Source organism: Streptomyces sp. NPDC048600 (assembly GCF_055587025.1).
On sequence record NZ_JBVJGZ010000025.1, the window covers coordinates 38,248 to 50,987 of the forward strand.

The following is a 12,740-nucleotide window of genomic DNA, read 5'->3' on the forward strand; positions in this document are numbered from 1 at the left end:
GTTCGGGCTCCCGTCCGGTACGAGTGGCGCCGGGCGACGCCCGGCACGGAGCCATGGACCTCGCTGTTCTGCCTCCACTGTACGAACAAACCGGCGCCCTAGCGCGCCCGCTCCACCCGGCGTTCGTCCCACACCGGCTCCGAGGTCTCGCGGACCCGGCCGTCGCTGCCGAAGACCAGGTAGCGGTCGAAGGAGCGGGCGAACCAGCGGTCGTGGGTGACGGACAGGACCGTGCCCTCGAAGGCCTCCAGACCCTCCTGGAGCGCCTCGGCGGACTCCAGGTCGAGGTTGTCGGTGGGCTCGTCGAGGAGCAGGGCGGTGACGCCCTCCAGCTCCAGCAGCAGGATCTGGAAGCGGGCCTGCTGGCCGCCGGAGAGCCGGTCGAAGGTCTGCTCGGCCTGCTGGGTCAGCTCGTAGCGGCGCAGCCGGGACATTGCAGCGCCACGGTCCTGGGAGTGCTCCTGCCACAGGATGTCCAGCAGGGTGCGGCCCTGGAGCTCGGGGTGGGCGTGGGTCTGGGCGAAGTGGCCGGGCACGACGCGCGCGCCCAGCTTCCACAGCCCGGTGTGGGACACGGTCTCGCCGGCCAGCAGCCGCAGGAAGTGCGACTTGCCGGAGCCGTTGGAGCCGAGGACCGCGACCCGTTCGCCGTAGAAGACCTCCAGGTCGAACGGTTTCATCAGGCCGGTCAGCTCAAGTCCCTCGCAGGTCACGGCCCGTACGCCGGTGCGGCCGCCCTTCAGGCGCATGGTGATGTCCTGCTCGCGCGGCGGCTCGGGCGGCGGTCCGGCCTCCTCGAACTTGCGCAGCCGGGTCTGGGCCGCGGCGTAGCGGGAGGCCATCTCGTGGCTGACGGCGGCGGCCTGGCGGAGGTTGAGCACCAGCTTCTTCAGCTGGGCGTGCTTCTCGTCCCAGCGCCTGCGCAACTCCTCGAAGCGGGCGAAGCGTTCACGGCGGGCCTCGTGGTACGTGGCGAAGCCGCCGCCGTGCACCCAGGCGTCGGCACCGGCCGGGCCGGGCTCGACGGAGACGATCTTCTGGGCGGCGCGGGCGAGGAGTTCACGGTCGTGGGAGACGAACAGCACGGTCTTGCGGGTCTCCGCCAGCCGCTCCTCCAGCCAGCGCTTGCCGGGCACGTCGAGGTAGTTGTCCGGCTCGTCGAGCAGCAGCACCTCGTCGGTGCCGCGCAGCAGCGCCTCCAGCACCAGCCGCTTCTGCTCACCGCCGGACAGCGTGCGCACCTGCCGGAACTGCGCCTTGTCGTACGGCACGCCGAGCGCGGCCGTGGTGCACATGTCCCACAGCGTCTCCGCCTCGTAGCCGCGCGCCTCCGCCCAGTCGGAGAGCGCCTGGGCGTAGGCGAGCTGGGCGGCCTCGTCGTCGACCGTCATGATCGCGTGCTCGGCGGTGTCGACGGCCTTCGCCGCCTCGCGGATACGCGGTGTGGCCACGGAGACCAGCAGGTCACGGACGGTGGTCTCGTCGCGCACCGAGCCGACGAACTGGCGCATCACACCGAGGCCGCCGCTGACGGTGACGGACCCGCCGTGCGGCTTGAGCTCGCCGGAGATCAGCCGCAGCAGGGTGGTCTTGCCGGCGCCGTTGGGTCCCACGAGGGCGACGACGGCGCCCTCGCCGACCCGGAAGGAGACATCGCCGAGCAGCGTCCTCCCGTCGGGGAGGTGGTACTCGAGGTGTGCGGCTTCCAGATGTCCCATGGTCCGGCATTGTGCGGGCGCCCGGCACGAGGGGGCAAACCGTTATCGGGGCTCCTCCAGCGGCAGACCCGCAGGTCCGGTCCCCGGGGCGGGCAGCGGGGCGCCCGCCCAGGACAGCAGTTTCCAGCCGTCGGCCGGGGAGCCCTCCAGGACGACGACACCGGTGTTGTCCAGCCCGTGGGTGGTGGCGAAGGACAGATCGGCGTTGGTGGCGCGCACGCCCGTCCACAGTCTGATGACGGCGCCGTGGCTGACCACGGCGGCGGTCCCGGCCCCGCTGTCGGCGGCCTCCGCGATCACCGCGTCGTAGCGCGCGAGGACCTCCTCGCCGCTCTCCCCGCCGGGCATCCGCAGCGCGGTGTCGCCGTGCATCCAGGCGACCACGGTCCGGAAGTAGGCCTCCCCCGCGCCCGTCAGTCCGGGCAGCATCTCCATGTCGCCTGCGGACACCTCGCGCAGTCCGTCGCGCACCCGCACCTCCAGGCCCAGGGCGTCGGCCAGCGGTGCCGCGGTGCGCCGGGTGCGGGTCAGCGGGGAGGCGTACACCGCCGAGATGTCCTCCTCCGCGACCGACTCGACCAGCGCGGCCGCCTGTCTCTCGCCCAGCTCGGTGAGCGGGGCTCCGGGGAACGCGGTGTCGAGCAGGTAGTCCAGGTTGGCGGTGGTCTGGCCATGACGTATCAGCAGCAGGCGCATACGGGGTTCTCCTCGCTCGGCGGTACGGCGGGAGGCGGCCGTACGACCGTCCCAGCCTACCCGTGTCAACGGCGCACGAGCTCGGATCTGACCAGCCGTCAGTCCGTATAGCGAAATGGGTATCTCAGGATACGGCCGGTGCGGCGTACGGTGGAGTCAGCCGCCCGGGGTGCCGCCCCGGGGACCGGACGAGAGGGGTACGGCCATGCCACGAGCACGGGAGACCGCCGTCTACACGCACGGGCACCACGAGTCGGTGCTGCGTTCCCACACCTGGCGCACCGCCGCCAACTCGGCGGCTTACCTGCTCGGTTCGATCGAGCCCGGGATGCGCGTGCTGGACATCGGCTGCGGTCCCGGCACCATCACCGCGGACCTGGCCGCCCTGGTCCCCGACGGGCATGTCACGGGCGCCGACAGCGCGCCGGACATCGTGGCGACCGCGCGCGCCACGGCCGCCGAACGGGGCCTGGCCAACACGGACTTCACCGTCGCCGACGTCCACGCCCTGGACTTCGCCGACGGCACCTTCGACGTGGTACACGCCCATCAGGTGCTCCAGCACGTGGGCGACCCGGTCCAGGCGCTGCGCGAGATGGCGCGGGTGACCACGCCCGGCGGGATCGTCGCCGCCCGAGACTCGGACTACGCCGCCATGACCTGGTACCCGGCCGTGCCGGGCCTGGACGACTGGGCGGACCTGTACCAGCGGGTGGCCCGTGCCAACGGCGGCGAGCCGGACGCGGGCCGGCGCCTGAAGGCGTGGGCGCTGAAGGCCGGGCTGACCGACGTCACCGCGTCCTCGGCCACCTGGACCTTCGCCACACCCGGGGAACGTGCCTGGTGGAGCGGGCTGTGGGCGGACCGCACCCTGGCCTCGGCCTACGCCGACCGTGCCGTCGAGGGCGGCCATGCCACCGTCGAGCAGCTGAAGGCGGTGTCGCGGGCCTGGCGGGAGTGGGGCGAGCGGGAGGACGGCTGGTTCAGCGTCCTGCACGGCGAGATCCTCTGCCGCAAGCAGGGCTGAACCCGCCGGTTCCACCGCGGGAGCGGCCGTGCGCGCTCACTCCCGCGGAAGCAGCGGCCCGAGCGGCCCGAGATCCAGATTGAGGTCCTCCGGCCGCAGACCGTAGCGGTCGCGCAGCTCGGTCATGCGCTCCTCCAGGAGCATCAGGGTGAGCCCGACGCGCTCCTCCTGCTCCTCGCTCAGATCGCCCGCGTCGACGCGGCGCAGGGCCTGCCGCTCCATGAGCTGCCGCAGCAGTTCCACGACGGTCAGGACCAGCTTCACGAGGTCGCGCTCGACGGTGTCCGGGTCGAGGTCCATCCGTCGTCGGCTGTCGGTCACGTCGGCTCCTCCCAGGGCGAGGACACATTGCGGCCGACGGAACTGATCAGGGCGTTGAGGTCGATGCGGACGAGATCGACGTCCGCGATGCGCAGCGTGATGTCGCCCGTGAGCACGACTCCCCCGGCCAGCAGCCGGTCCAGCAGGTCGACGAGGGCCACCTCACGGCGTTCGACGACGGTCACGGCGCCTCCTGTCCGGTTCCCGTGAAGCCGGAGAACGAGTAGGCGGCCCAGGGGCCGGTGAGTTCCACCCGCACCCCGGACGCCTCGTCCTTGGTGCGGTCGACGAGCTCCACGAACTCCTCGGACAGCGCGCGGGGCACGAGATAAGCCGCGTTGAGCACGTTCCGCCCGGTGGCTCCGGAGAGACGGGCGTTCTGCGGCGGGTGCAGCCGGGCGTCCTCGGCGAACCGGGCGAGCGTCCCGTGCAGCCGGTCGGCGAACTCCTCGGCCCGCCGGCCGGCCTCCTGGCCCGCGGCCGACTGCTGCCGCCGCTGCCGCAGATAGTCCCGGCCGCTCGCGGGCCGGGCGGCCGGCCGCGCGGGCTCGGCGGCCCGCTCCTCGGCATAGGCCTTCACCCCCCACTCCACCCGGCCCTCCAGCCGGTCGAGGGTGCGCCGGAACAGGTCCTCGTGCGCCTCCATCATCACGCGTACGCCGCTGTCGTCCTGGAAGACCGTGGCCAGCCGCAGCGGCAGCGGGGTGGTGACGACGGTGAGCGCGTCGATCACGCTCTGGTGGGCGCGGGCGGTCTCGGCGAGCCAGTCCAGATCCTCCAGGTGGGCACGCAACGGCTCCTCGGCGAAGTCCGCCTCCGGCACCGTGGACACGACGGCGATCAGGCCGTGGTGCGTCAGCATCTTGGGAGGCATCCCGGCGACACCGGTCAACTGGGACTGCAACGCGGCGCGGAAGGGGTGGCAGACGGCGTAGACATAACGCAGTGCGGTCATCGGGCCTCCTCTTCGGCCTCCTCGGGTTCCTCGACCGCCTCGGCCTCGATCTCCTCCAGCTCCTCGAGTTCCTCGGGCTCATCGGGCTCCGCCAGTTCGGCCTCGTACTCGGGCTCCAGCTCGGCGAGCCGTTCACGCAGTGCCCTGTTCTCCCGGGACAGTTGTGAACGCCGGGCCCGGGAGGAGAGCGCCGGGTCGCTCTCCCACCAGTCGATGCCCATCTCCCGGGCCTTGTCGACGGAAGCGACGACGAGCCGGAGCTTGACGGTGAGCAGTTCGATGTCGAGCAGATTGATCCGGATGTCGCCGGCGATCACGACGCCCTTGTCCAGGACCCGTTCCAGCACGTCGGCGAGGTTGGTGCCGCCGGCGGGACGGTAGGGCTCGGGCGTCCGCTCGTAGGCGGTCATCGACGGCTCCTCCGGCGGCCGGACTCGTGGGACTCCTCATCGGCGTCCTCCTCGTCGGCGTACTCGTCGTACTCGTCCTCGTCGTACTCGGCGTCCGGGTCCTCGCGGTCGTCATCGTCGTCTCGGTCGTCCGCGTAGGCCTCGTCCTCCGCGCCCTCCTCCTCGGCGCCGTCCTCCTCCTCATTGTCGTACTCGGCGTCCTCGGCCGCCTCGTCGCGGGCCTCGCCGTCGCCCTCGTCCTCCTCTTCCTCCCCGTCCTCGCGCACGACCTTCCCGTCGCGGATCTCGCCGCGCCAGCCGTCCTCGATCTCGCCCTTGACGGTGATGTGGCGGGCGAAGTGCTTCAGGTCCAGCCGGGCCCGGCGGCCCTGGGCGCGCCAGATGTTGCCGGTCTTCTCGAACAGGCCCTTGGGGTAGTACTCGATGACCAGCACGACGCGGGTGAGGTTCTCGGCGAGCGAGTGGAAGGTGACGACGCCCTTGGTGCTGCCCTTGGCGCCCTCGGACGTCCACTCGATGCGCTCGTCGGGCACCTGCTCGACGGTGCGCGCCTTCCAGCTCCGGCTGGACCAGAAGATCTTCATCTGCCAGTCGGACGTGGTGTCGTCGGCGCGCTGGGCGCTCTTGACGCCCTTGGCGAAGGTGCTGAAGTCCTGGAAGCGGGTCCACTGGTCGTACGCCGTGCGCAGCGGCACACCGACGTCCACGGACTCCATGATCACGGTCGGCTTGGAGCCGGAGCTGCTCTTGCGCTTGCCCTTGCCGCCGAGGGCGTTCTTCAGCGCGCCCGTCACGCTGTCCTTGGCCTGGGACGCCCCGGCCTCCAGGGCGGCGCGCACCGGGCCCTTGCCGTCGACGAGCTTGCGGCCCGTGCCGAGGGCGAGCTTGCCCAGCCCCGGGCTCTTGCCGGCCGCGATGTCGTCGAGCTTGCCGGTGGTCTGGCCCAGCTTGCGGCCGAGGTCGGTCAGCAGGCGCTGGGCCTGGGCGGCGACGTAGTCCTGCGCCTCGGCCTTCAGCCGCTGGGCGGCCTCGCTGTCGGCCACGCCGGCCAGCGGGTTGCCCGGGCCGGCCTTGGTGTTCCGGGTGTCCTGGGTGGTCTGGGTGTCCTGGGTGGCCGTCATCGGTCACCACCTCCGCTCGCCGAGTGCGCCCGTGCGGCCGGTTTCGCGGTCTTCTTCGCGGTGGCGGCCTTGCGGGAGCCGGGCTTCGTCGCCGTACCGGCGGCCTTCTTCCGGGGTGCGGAGCCGCGCTCGCCGGACCTGCCGGGCTTGGCGGACTGGGCGGGCGCGAGCGGCTTGCGGGACTTGGCCCGCGCGGCCCCGTCGGCGTCCCTGCCCTTCGCCTCGTGGGCCTTCGCCTCGTGGGCCTTCGCCTCGTGGGCCTTCGCCTCGTGGCCCTTCGCCTCGTGCCGGTCGTCGGCGTCGTCCTCCGGCTCGTCCGCCTCGTCGGTGTCCTCGGCCTCGTCCGTCTCGTCCGCCGCTTCCGTCCCGGGTTCCTCGGCGTCGGTGTCCTCGGCGCGGGTGTCCTCGCGGTCCTCGGTCTCCTCCTCCGCCTCGTCGTCCGCGCCGCCCGGCACGACGCCGGCCAGCCGGTCGCGGGTGTCGGCCGTGCGGTCGTGCAGACGGTCGGCGAGGTGGTCGAGCTGCCGCTCGACCAGTGCCGTGGAGGCCGCCTGTCCGACGCTCCGCAGTTCCTCACGGAGCTGGTCGCCGATCTCCTTGAACTGGGGATTGTCCTTCAACTGGCCGGAGACCAGGCCCGCGAGCCCACCCGGGCTCGTCGCCAGACGCCGGCCGGCCACGAAGGTGCCTACGGCGAAGGCCAGCTTCAGCTTCTTGGTCCGTCCCAGAAGGTATCCCGCCCCGATCGCGAGGCCGAGTGCCGTTCGATTCATCGTGCCGTCCTGTCATTGTCCGGGCCGCGGCCCCTGGGGGCCGTGCTCCAGCCGGTCGAGGAGTTCGTCCTCCAGACGGTCGAACTCCTCCTCGTCGATGTCTCCCGCCTCCAGGCGCTCCTCCAGCCGGGCCAGTTCGGCCCGGACTGCGGCGGGGTCGTAATAGCGCCGCTCCGCCTCCTCCAGCACCTGGCCGATGACCCAGGCGCTGCCGCGCATCGGTGCGAACGGAAGCAGCAGAACTTCCTTGATCAGTCCCACGGTTGTTCACTCACTCCGCTGTTCACTCACTCCGCGGTCCCGGCACCGGCCATTCCGGTGTCCGCCGGCTCCGCCGGACCGGGCTCGACGAAGCTGTAGGGGGGCAGGGGGCCGTTGACCCGCACCTCGACGTGGGGCAGGGCGGCACGGGTCTTGTCGACCGTGTCGATGAACGCCCCGGCCGCGTCGCGGTCCACCAGGAAGGAGAGGTTGGCGAGCCAGCCCGTGGACTCCGGCCCGGGGCTCACCGCCTCGGCGGCCGGCTCGAGGACACGCAGCAGCTCCGCGGCGTCCTCGGCCTCCTGCGCCCGTACGGCGGTGGCGACCATCTCGCCGAGTTGCAGCTTCTGGTCGTAACTGCCGCCGCCCGAGCCACGGTTGGCCTCGCTGAGGGCACGGATCTCGCGGTTCTCGGACAGTACGCGGTGCAGGACCGCCTCTTCGAGGTGCGAGGCCTTGACGTTGTACTCGACCTTGCCGCCCAGTGCCCGCAGACGTTCGTGGTAGTGGTCGGCGCGCTCGGCGAGCACACCGGTGACGGAGTCCTCGTCGGGTGCGACGCTGCCGAACCGCATGGGCAGCACTCCGCCGCCCGACTCGGCCTCTCCCAGCACGGTCTGATGGGCCATCAGGTCACGGCGTTTGGGCCGCAGACCCTCGGGCGCCTCACTGACGACCGCGGCCAGTCCGCCCGCGGTCAGCAGGCGCACGGGACGCGGCGGGTCGCCGACGCCCTTCAGCTCCTCGGGCAACGGCTCGTGGTCGCTCGCGACGATGCCGTAGACGTAGACGCTCACTCCTGCTCCTCCTTCCTGCGGGTGGCGCTGCGCCGCGCACGCGGCCTGCGCTCGGGTTCCTCGTCACCGCTCTCGCCGCGGGCCTGCCGGAACGCGTCGGACACGGTCTGTGCCGCTCCCTCCAGCGCGCCCTTGGTCTTGCCGCGGCTGCCGGACTCGGTGACCTCGCCGACCAGGTCGGGCAGGCCCGGACTCTTGTGGGACCCGGCCTCCAGGTCGAGGCGGTTGCACGCCTCGGCGAACCTCAGATAGGTGTCGACACTCGCCACCACGACCCTCACGTCGATCTTCAGAATCTCGATACCGACCAGGGAGACCCGCACGAAGGCATCGATGACGAGGCCCCTGTCCAGTACGAGTTCCAGCACGTCGTAGAGGCCACTGCTGCCTCCCGACCCTCCGGTCTGCTGTGCCGGGACTACGGTCATACCGTCGCTCCTCCTTTTCCCGCTCCTGCTGCCCGCTGCCACCGGGGGGCGGTCTAGAGTCCGCTGGGCCCCGCCTTGTCGGTGCGGCCGCGTTCGTAGCGGCCGACCCTGCGATAGGCGATCAGCGAGCCGTCCTCGTCGACATCGACCTGGTAGGTGGCCACCACGCTGGTGGTGTCCGGGATCCGGGCCAGTTCCAGGACCTCGATCTCCAGCTGCCAGCCGTCCTCCGCGGGTACGCAGGACGTGACGGACTCGGCGGGCATTCCGGTGAGCTGCGCGAGCTGCTCGCGGGCCCGGTCCACCACGGCCACCGAACCTCCCGGCTGCCGGCTCTCCGTCCCCTCGGGTGTCTTGTCGTCGGGTGTGTGTGTCATGGGTTCCCCTCGTGCACGTCGAGTGGCCTCGTAACCCCAGGCCAAACCTCTCCTACGGTGTGCGTGACGGCCGGGTGACGGACGGTGGGGCGCGCGGCGCCGGGCAGTTGCGCACCGTGTCCCGCTCCTCGGCCCCGCCCCGGCCGTGGCCGCCGCTCACCCCACGACCGCCTGCTCGACCAGCAGCCGTACGCCGGCCGCGACCGACTCCGCGTCGATGCCCGCGGCGTGCAGCTGCTCGTCGGGGGCGGCGGAGCCCGGCATCGAACGGACGGCCAGGCGCACCAGGCGCGGCATCGGGCGTCCGTCGAGGAAGGCGTCCACGACGGCGTCGCCGAGGCCGCCCTCGGGGTGGTGGTCCTCGACCGTGATCAGACAGCCGGTGTCCTCGGCGGCCCGGCGCAGGGTGAGCCGGTCGACGGGTTTCACGGAGTACAGGTCCAGGACCCGTACGGCGATGCCCTCGCGGTCGAGCAGGTCGGCCGCGGCGAGGGCCTCGGGCACGGTGACACCGGCCGCGACCAGCGTGACCCGGTCGCGTGCCGAGGAGCGCAGCACCTTGGAGCCGCCGACCGGGAAGTCCTCGTCCGGGTCGTAGATCACCGGGGTGGCGCCGCGCGAGGTGCGCAGATAGCGGATGCCGTCCAGCCCGGCCATGGTGGCGACGAGGCGGGCGGTCTGGTTGGCGTCGCACGGGTACAGCACGGTCGAGCCGTGTACGGCCCGGAACATCGCCAGGTCCTCCAGGCCCATCTGCGAGGGCCCGTCCTGGCCGATGGCGACTCCGGCGTGCGAGCCGACGAGGTTGACGCCCGCGCCGCTGACGGCGGCCATGCGGACGAAGTCGTGGGCACGGGTGAGGAAGGCCGCGAAGGTGGAGGCGTACGGGATCCAGCCGCGGGAGGCCAGTCCGACCGCTGCGGCGACCATCTGCTGTTCGGCGATGTAGCACTCGAGGAACCGGTCGGGGTGTTCCTTCGCGAAGAACGCGGCCCGGGTGGAGTCGCCGACCTCGCCGTCCAGCGCGACGACGTCGCCGCGTCCGCGGCCGAGTGCGGCGAGCGCCTTGCCGTAGGCGTCGCGGGTGGGCACCTCCTCGCCCTTGGTCCAGCGGGGCGGCTCGTGCTGTCCGGTGCGTACGGCGTGCAGGACGCGGGTGGCGGGCGGCGGGGCGACCTGGACCCGCAGGTCGGAGGGGCCGCCGAGTTCGGCGACGGCCCGTTCGGGGTCGGGCAGCGGTTTGCCGTGCAGGCCCTCGCGGTCCTCGACGTCCGCGACGCCCTTGCCCTTCAGGGTGCGGGCGAGGACGGCGGTGGGCTGGCCGGCCGTGGATTCGGCCTCCCGGTAGGCGCGGTCGATCGCGTCCGGGTCGTGCCCGTCGATCTCCACGGTGTGCCAGCCGAAGGCCTGGAAGCGCCGGGCGTAGGCCGCCAGGTCGTGGCCGTGGCGGGTGGGCCCGCGCTGGCCGAGGCGGTTGACGTCGACGATCGCGGTGAGGTTGTCCAGGTGCTCGAACGCGGCGTGCTCGGCGGCCTCCCACACGGAGCCCTCGGCGAGTTCGCTGTCGCCGCAGAGCACCCAGACGCGGTAGCCGGTGCGGTCCAGCCGCTTTCCGGCCAGCGCGATGCCCACCGCGACCGGCAGACCCTGGCCGAGCGAGCCGGTGGCCGTCTCCACCCAGGGCAGTCGGCGCGGGGTCGGGTGTCCCTCCAGCCTGCTGCCCTGCCGGCGGAAGGTGAGCAGTTCCTCGTCGTCGACCGCGCCCGCCGCCTTCGCCGCGGCGTACATCAGCGGCGAGGCGTGGCCCTTGGAGAGGACGAAGCGGTCGTTGGCGGGGTGGGCCGGTCGGTCGAAGTCGTAGCGCAGATGACCGGCCAGCAGCACGGCCATCAGATCGGCGGCGGACATCGACGACGTCGGGTGTCCGCTGTCCGCGGCGGCGGCCGCGCGCACGCTGTCGACGCGCAGCTGGCGGGCCAGGTCGGTGAATTCGGTGACTTCGGGGGAGTTCATCGCGCTCCTTCCTCCGGATCGTGGGCTCGGGGGTTCGGTGAGCCGGCTGTCGTGAGCTGTCGGCGAGGTCCTCACGCGGGACGGGTCCGGGCGCTCGGTCCGCCGGGTCAGCGCCGCGGGCGATCACCTTGCGCGGCGGCTGACGCGATTCCCCCCGGACGCGACGGTTCGGCGCGTACCGGGACCTTCCGCGTAACCCTGACCTGGTCACCCAAACGCGCGAAACTCTCGGCACGCGCGTCGGCACGGGCGGTCAGCGGCCCCACGGCGGGCGTGCGTCCGGTTCCGGGCACAGCAGAGGGCCGGGCCCGAGAGTTCTCGGGCCCGGCCCTGGCCGCGGCCCCGGGGCGGGGGACGCGGCGTGTCCGCCTCCGTCGGGCCTCAGGCCCGGTGGTGCGGAGATTCGGGGTCGATGTCGTCGGGGCGCGGTGCGGGCACGTCGGGCGTGCCGGGCGTGCCGGGCGTGCCGGACGCGGGAGTGCCGGCGCCGGGGGCTCCGGTGGCCGCGCCCGCGCCGCCCGGCGGGACCGGCGGGACCGGCGGGTAGCCGGTCGGGCCGGCGAACCCGCCGGGCGGCCCGAGGGGTGCGCCGCCGCCGTGCGCCTGCTCCCCGCGGGCCGCGTCCTCGGCCGTCCGCCGCGGGGCCGGCCGGGCCGCGCCGCGCAGCAGATAGGCGGCCACGCCCAGGATCACGGCGGTGATCAGCGCGGCGGCCCAGTCGGGCAGACCGGCGGCCAGGGCCAGGCCCAGCGTCAGCGCCAGCGCCGCGCCCGCGTAGAGGGCGACGGCCCCGGACGCGGCGTATAGCATGGCCCGGCGGCGCTGCCCGCGCGTCTGGCGGCGCAGCTCGTCGCGCACGGTCTCCCGCGTCACCTGAGCGAGCTCGTCGACCAGTGCCTTGTCCAGATGCTCCAGATGATCCAGTCGGTCCATGGCGGCCGAGTACCCGCCGTCCGGCCGCCGTAACTGGGCGTGAAGCCGGAGGTCAGCAGGCGGAGCGCATCTCGGCGGTGAGCGCCCAGCGTTCGTGGTCCCGCCAGGCACCGTCGATGAACAGCATGGCCGGTGAGAAGCCTTCGAGGCGGAAGCCGCAGGAGCGGGCGAGCGCGACGGACGCGGCGTTGCCGGGCTGGACGTTGATCTCGAGGCGGTGCAGCCGCATCGGTCCGAAGGCGTGGTCGATCACGAGGCCGAGGCCCTCGCGCATCAGGCCGCGGCCGGCGGCGTGCGCGAAGGCGCCGTAGCCGAGGGCTCCGCACTGGAAGGCGCCGTGGACGATGTTGTTGATGTTGATGAACCCGGCGATGGCGCCGTCCGCCTGCGCGCACACCAGGAAGCCGGCCTTGGTCGGGTCCTCGATCAGCCGCCCCGCGTAGGAGCCGTACGCTCGCGCGTTGTCCGGCGGGAAGAGCCAGGGGTGGTGGAGGTCCTTGCTCTCCAGGGCGCGGGCCGTGAACTCGGCGGCGTCGGCGTGGGTGATGGGGCGTATGCCCACGCGTGGGCCCTCGGCGAGGAAGCGCGAAGCGGTGTGCGGCATCGCCCCACCCTATTACCGCCCCCCGCCCCCGACGCCCCGTCCTCGGAGCACAGTGAGTCACCTGCGGTCACGTCGTGGCCGCTCGCGCAGTTCCCCGCGCCCCTCGGCGGACTACGCCGCCCATCCCGGAGCCCGGTCAGTCGCCTGCGACCCGGTGGGGGCCGCTCGCGCAGTTCCCCGCGCCCCTCGGCGGGCTTCGCCGCCTATTCCGGGGGTGCGGGGTGATACCTGCGGGCAGGTTGGGGCCGGTATTGCAGTTGCCTGCGGGCCGGTGGGGGCTGAGCGCGCAGTTCCCCGCGCCCCTCG

General features: G+C 72.8%; 16 protein-coding genes. 1 reads left to right on the top strand and 15 read right to left on the bottom strand.

The window, feature by feature from the left end; genetic code table 11:
• Window positions 1–98: 98 nt before the first annotated feature.
• A complete protein-coding gene (locus ACZ6SQ_RS28665) occupies window positions 99–1,718 on the bottom strand; it encodes an ABC-F family ATP-binding cassette domain-containing protein (protein WP_469567042.1) in 1,620 nt (539 codons plus the stop codon).
• Window positions 1,719–1,760: 42 nt separating this feature from the next.
• The gene (locus ACZ6SQ_RS28670; RefSeq protein ID WP_469567044.1) at window positions 1,761–2,414 is read right to left on the bottom strand and encodes a histidine phosphatase family protein; all 654 of its coding nucleotides are present in this window, start codon (window positions 2,412–2,414) and stop codon (window positions 1,761–1,763) included.
• A 205-nt stretch (window positions 2,415–2,619) separates the two neighbouring features.
• Between ACZ6SQ_RS28670 and ACZ6SQ_RS28675 the strand changes: the two genes are divergently transcribed.
• The gene (locus ACZ6SQ_RS28675; protein ID WP_469567046.1) at window positions 2,620–3,441 is read left to right on the top strand and encodes a methyltransferase domain-containing protein; all 822 of its coding nucleotides are present in this window, start codon (window positions 2,620–2,622) and stop codon (window positions 3,439–3,441) included.
• A gap of 36 nt (window positions 3,442–3,477) precedes the next feature.
• Here the strand turns inward: ACZ6SQ_RS28675 and ACZ6SQ_RS28680 are convergent, their stop codons facing one another.
• The 13 genes from ACZ6SQ_RS28680 to ACZ6SQ_RS28740 form a co-directional block, all read right to left on the bottom strand.
• A complete protein-coding gene (locus ACZ6SQ_RS28680) occupies window positions 3,478–3,741 on the bottom strand; it encodes a gas vesicle protein K (RefSeq protein WP_469567194.1) in 264 nt (87 codons plus the stop codon).
• Between the two features lie 17 nt (window positions 3,742–3,758).
• Window positions 3,759–3,947 carry a gas vesicle protein gene (locus tag ACZ6SQ_RS28685; protein ID WP_389321260.1) on the bottom strand — a complete coding sequence of 63 codons (189 nt, stop codon included), beginning with the start codon at window positions 3,945–3,947 and terminating at the stop codon, window positions 3,759–3,761.
• The gene (locus tag ACZ6SQ_RS28690; protein WP_469567049.1) at window positions 3,944–4,717 is read right to left on the bottom strand and encodes a GvpL/GvpF family gas vesicle protein; all 774 of its coding nucleotides are present in this window, start codon (window positions 4,715–4,717) and stop codon (window positions 3,944–3,946) included. Before ACZ6SQ_RS28690 ends, ACZ6SQ_RS28685 begins: the two co-directional genes overlap by 4 nt.
• Window positions 4,714–5,127, bottom strand: coding sequence for a gas vesicle protein (locus ACZ6SQ_RS28695; protein ID WP_469567051.1), 414 nt, complete (start codon window positions 5,125–5,127; stop codon window positions 4,714–4,716). The genes ACZ6SQ_RS28690 and ACZ6SQ_RS28695 overlap by 4 nt, the downstream gene beginning before the upstream one ends.
• On the bottom strand, window positions 5,124–6,248 hold the full coding sequence (locus tag ACZ6SQ_RS28700) for an SRPBCC family protein (protein WP_469567054.1): 1,125 nt from the start codon (window positions 6,246–6,248) through the stop codon (window positions 5,124–5,126). Before ACZ6SQ_RS28700 ends, ACZ6SQ_RS28695 begins: the two co-directional genes overlap by 4 nt.
• Window positions 6,245–7,021, bottom strand: a complete 777-nt coding sequence (locus ACZ6SQ_RS28705; protein ID WP_469567056.1) for a DNA primase — start codon at window positions 7,019–7,021, stop codon at window positions 6,245–6,247. The genes ACZ6SQ_RS28700 and ACZ6SQ_RS28705 overlap by 4 nt, the downstream gene beginning before the upstream one ends.
• 12 nt (window positions 7,022–7,033) lie before the next feature.
• Window positions 7,034–7,282, bottom strand: a complete 249-nt coding sequence (locus tag ACZ6SQ_RS28710) for a gas vesicle protein GvpG (RefSeq protein ID WP_469567058.1) — start codon at window positions 7,280–7,282, stop codon at window positions 7,034–7,036.
• 26 nt (window positions 7,283–7,308) lie between these two features.
• Window positions 7,309–8,079: a GvpL/GvpF family gas vesicle protein gene (locus tag ACZ6SQ_RS28715; protein WP_469567060.1), complete on the bottom strand. Its 771-nt coding sequence runs from the start codon at window positions 8,077–8,079 to the stop codon at window positions 7,309–7,311.
• Window positions 8,076–8,507, bottom strand: coding sequence for a gas vesicle structural protein GvpA (locus tag ACZ6SQ_RS28720; RefSeq protein ID WP_469567062.1), 432 nt, complete (start codon window positions 8,505–8,507; stop codon window positions 8,076–8,078). Before ACZ6SQ_RS28720 ends, ACZ6SQ_RS28715 begins: the two co-directional genes overlap by 4 nt.
• A 53-nt stretch (window positions 8,508–8,560) precedes the next feature.
• Window positions 8,561–8,884, bottom strand: a complete 324-nt coding sequence (locus ACZ6SQ_RS28725; protein ID WP_469567065.1) for a gas vesicle protein GvpO — start codon at window positions 8,882–8,884, stop codon at window positions 8,561–8,563.
• A gap of 156 nt (window positions 8,885–9,040) precedes the next feature.
• Window positions 9,041–10,897 (bottom strand): transketolase, encoded by a 1,857-nt coding sequence (locus ACZ6SQ_RS28730; RefSeq protein ID WP_469567067.1) that lies wholly within the window; start codon window positions 10,895–10,897, stop codon window positions 9,041–9,043.
• Window positions 10,898–11,278: 381 nt separating this feature from the next.
• Window positions 11,279–11,830, bottom strand: a complete 552-nt coding sequence (locus tag ACZ6SQ_RS28735) for a phage holin family protein (RefSeq protein ID WP_469567069.1) — start codon at window positions 11,828–11,830, stop codon at window positions 11,279–11,281.
• 52 nt (window positions 11,831–11,882) lie between these two features.
• Window positions 11,883–12,434, bottom strand: coding sequence for a GNAT family N-acetyltransferase (locus tag ACZ6SQ_RS28740; RefSeq protein WP_469567071.1), 552 nt, complete (start codon window positions 12,432–12,434; stop codon window positions 11,883–11,885).
• Between the last annotated feature and the right edge of the window lie 306 nt (window positions 12,435–12,740).

What these genes read in the sequence shown, in the direction of transcription:
- ACZ6SQ_RS28665 (WP_469567042.1), bottom strand. Translation starts at nt 1,718, where the DNA reads ATGGGACATCTGGAAGCCGCACACCTCGAGTACCACCTCCCCGACGGG.
- ACZ6SQ_RS28670 (WP_469567044.1), bottom strand. Translation starts at nt 2,414, where the DNA reads ATGCGCCTGCTGCTGATACGTCATGGCCAGACCACCGCCAACCTGGAC.
- ACZ6SQ_RS28675 (WP_469567046.1), top strand. Translation starts at nt 2,620, where the DNA reads ATGCCACGAGCACGGGAGACCGCCGTCTACACGCACGGGCACCACGAG.
- ACZ6SQ_RS28680 (WP_469567194.1), bottom strand. Translation starts at nt 3,741, where the DNA reads ATGGACCTCGACCCGGACACCGTCGAGCGCGACCTCGTGAAGCTGGTC.
- ACZ6SQ_RS28690 (WP_469567049.1), bottom strand. Translation starts at nt 4,717, where the DNA reads ATGACCGCACTGCGTTATGTCTACGCCGTCTGCCACCCCTTCCGCGCC.
- ACZ6SQ_RS28695 (WP_469567051.1), bottom strand. Translation starts at nt 5,127, where the DNA reads ATGACCGCCTACGAGCGGACGCCCGAGCCCTACCGTCCCGCCGGCGGC.
- ACZ6SQ_RS28700 (WP_469567054.1), bottom strand. Translation starts at nt 6,248, where the DNA reads ATGACGGCCACCCAGGACACCCAGACCACCCAGGACACCCGGAACACC.
- ACZ6SQ_RS28705 (WP_469567056.1), bottom strand. Translation starts at nt 7,021, where the DNA reads ATGAATCGAACGGCACTCGGCCTCGCGATCGGGGCGGGATACCTTCTG.
- ACZ6SQ_RS28720 (WP_469567062.1), bottom strand. Translation starts at nt 8,507, where the DNA reads ATGACCGTAGTCCCGGCACAGCAGACCGGAGGGTCGGGAGGCAGCAGT.
- ACZ6SQ_RS28725 (WP_469567065.1), bottom strand. Translation starts at nt 8,884, where the DNA reads ATGACACACACACCCGACGACAAGACACCCGAGGGGACGGAGAGCCGG.
- ACZ6SQ_RS28730 (WP_469567067.1), bottom strand. Translation starts at nt 10,897, where the DNA reads ATGAACTCCCCCGAAGTCACCGAATTCACCGACCTGGCCCGCCAGCTG.
- ACZ6SQ_RS28735 (WP_469567069.1), bottom strand. Translation starts at nt 11,830, where the DNA reads ATGGACCGACTGGATCATCTGGAGCATCTGGACAAGGCACTGGTCGAC.
- ACZ6SQ_RS28740 (WP_469567071.1), bottom strand. Translation starts at nt 12,434, where the DNA reads ATGCCGCACACCGCTTCGCGCTTCCTCGCCGAGGGCCCACGCGTGGGC.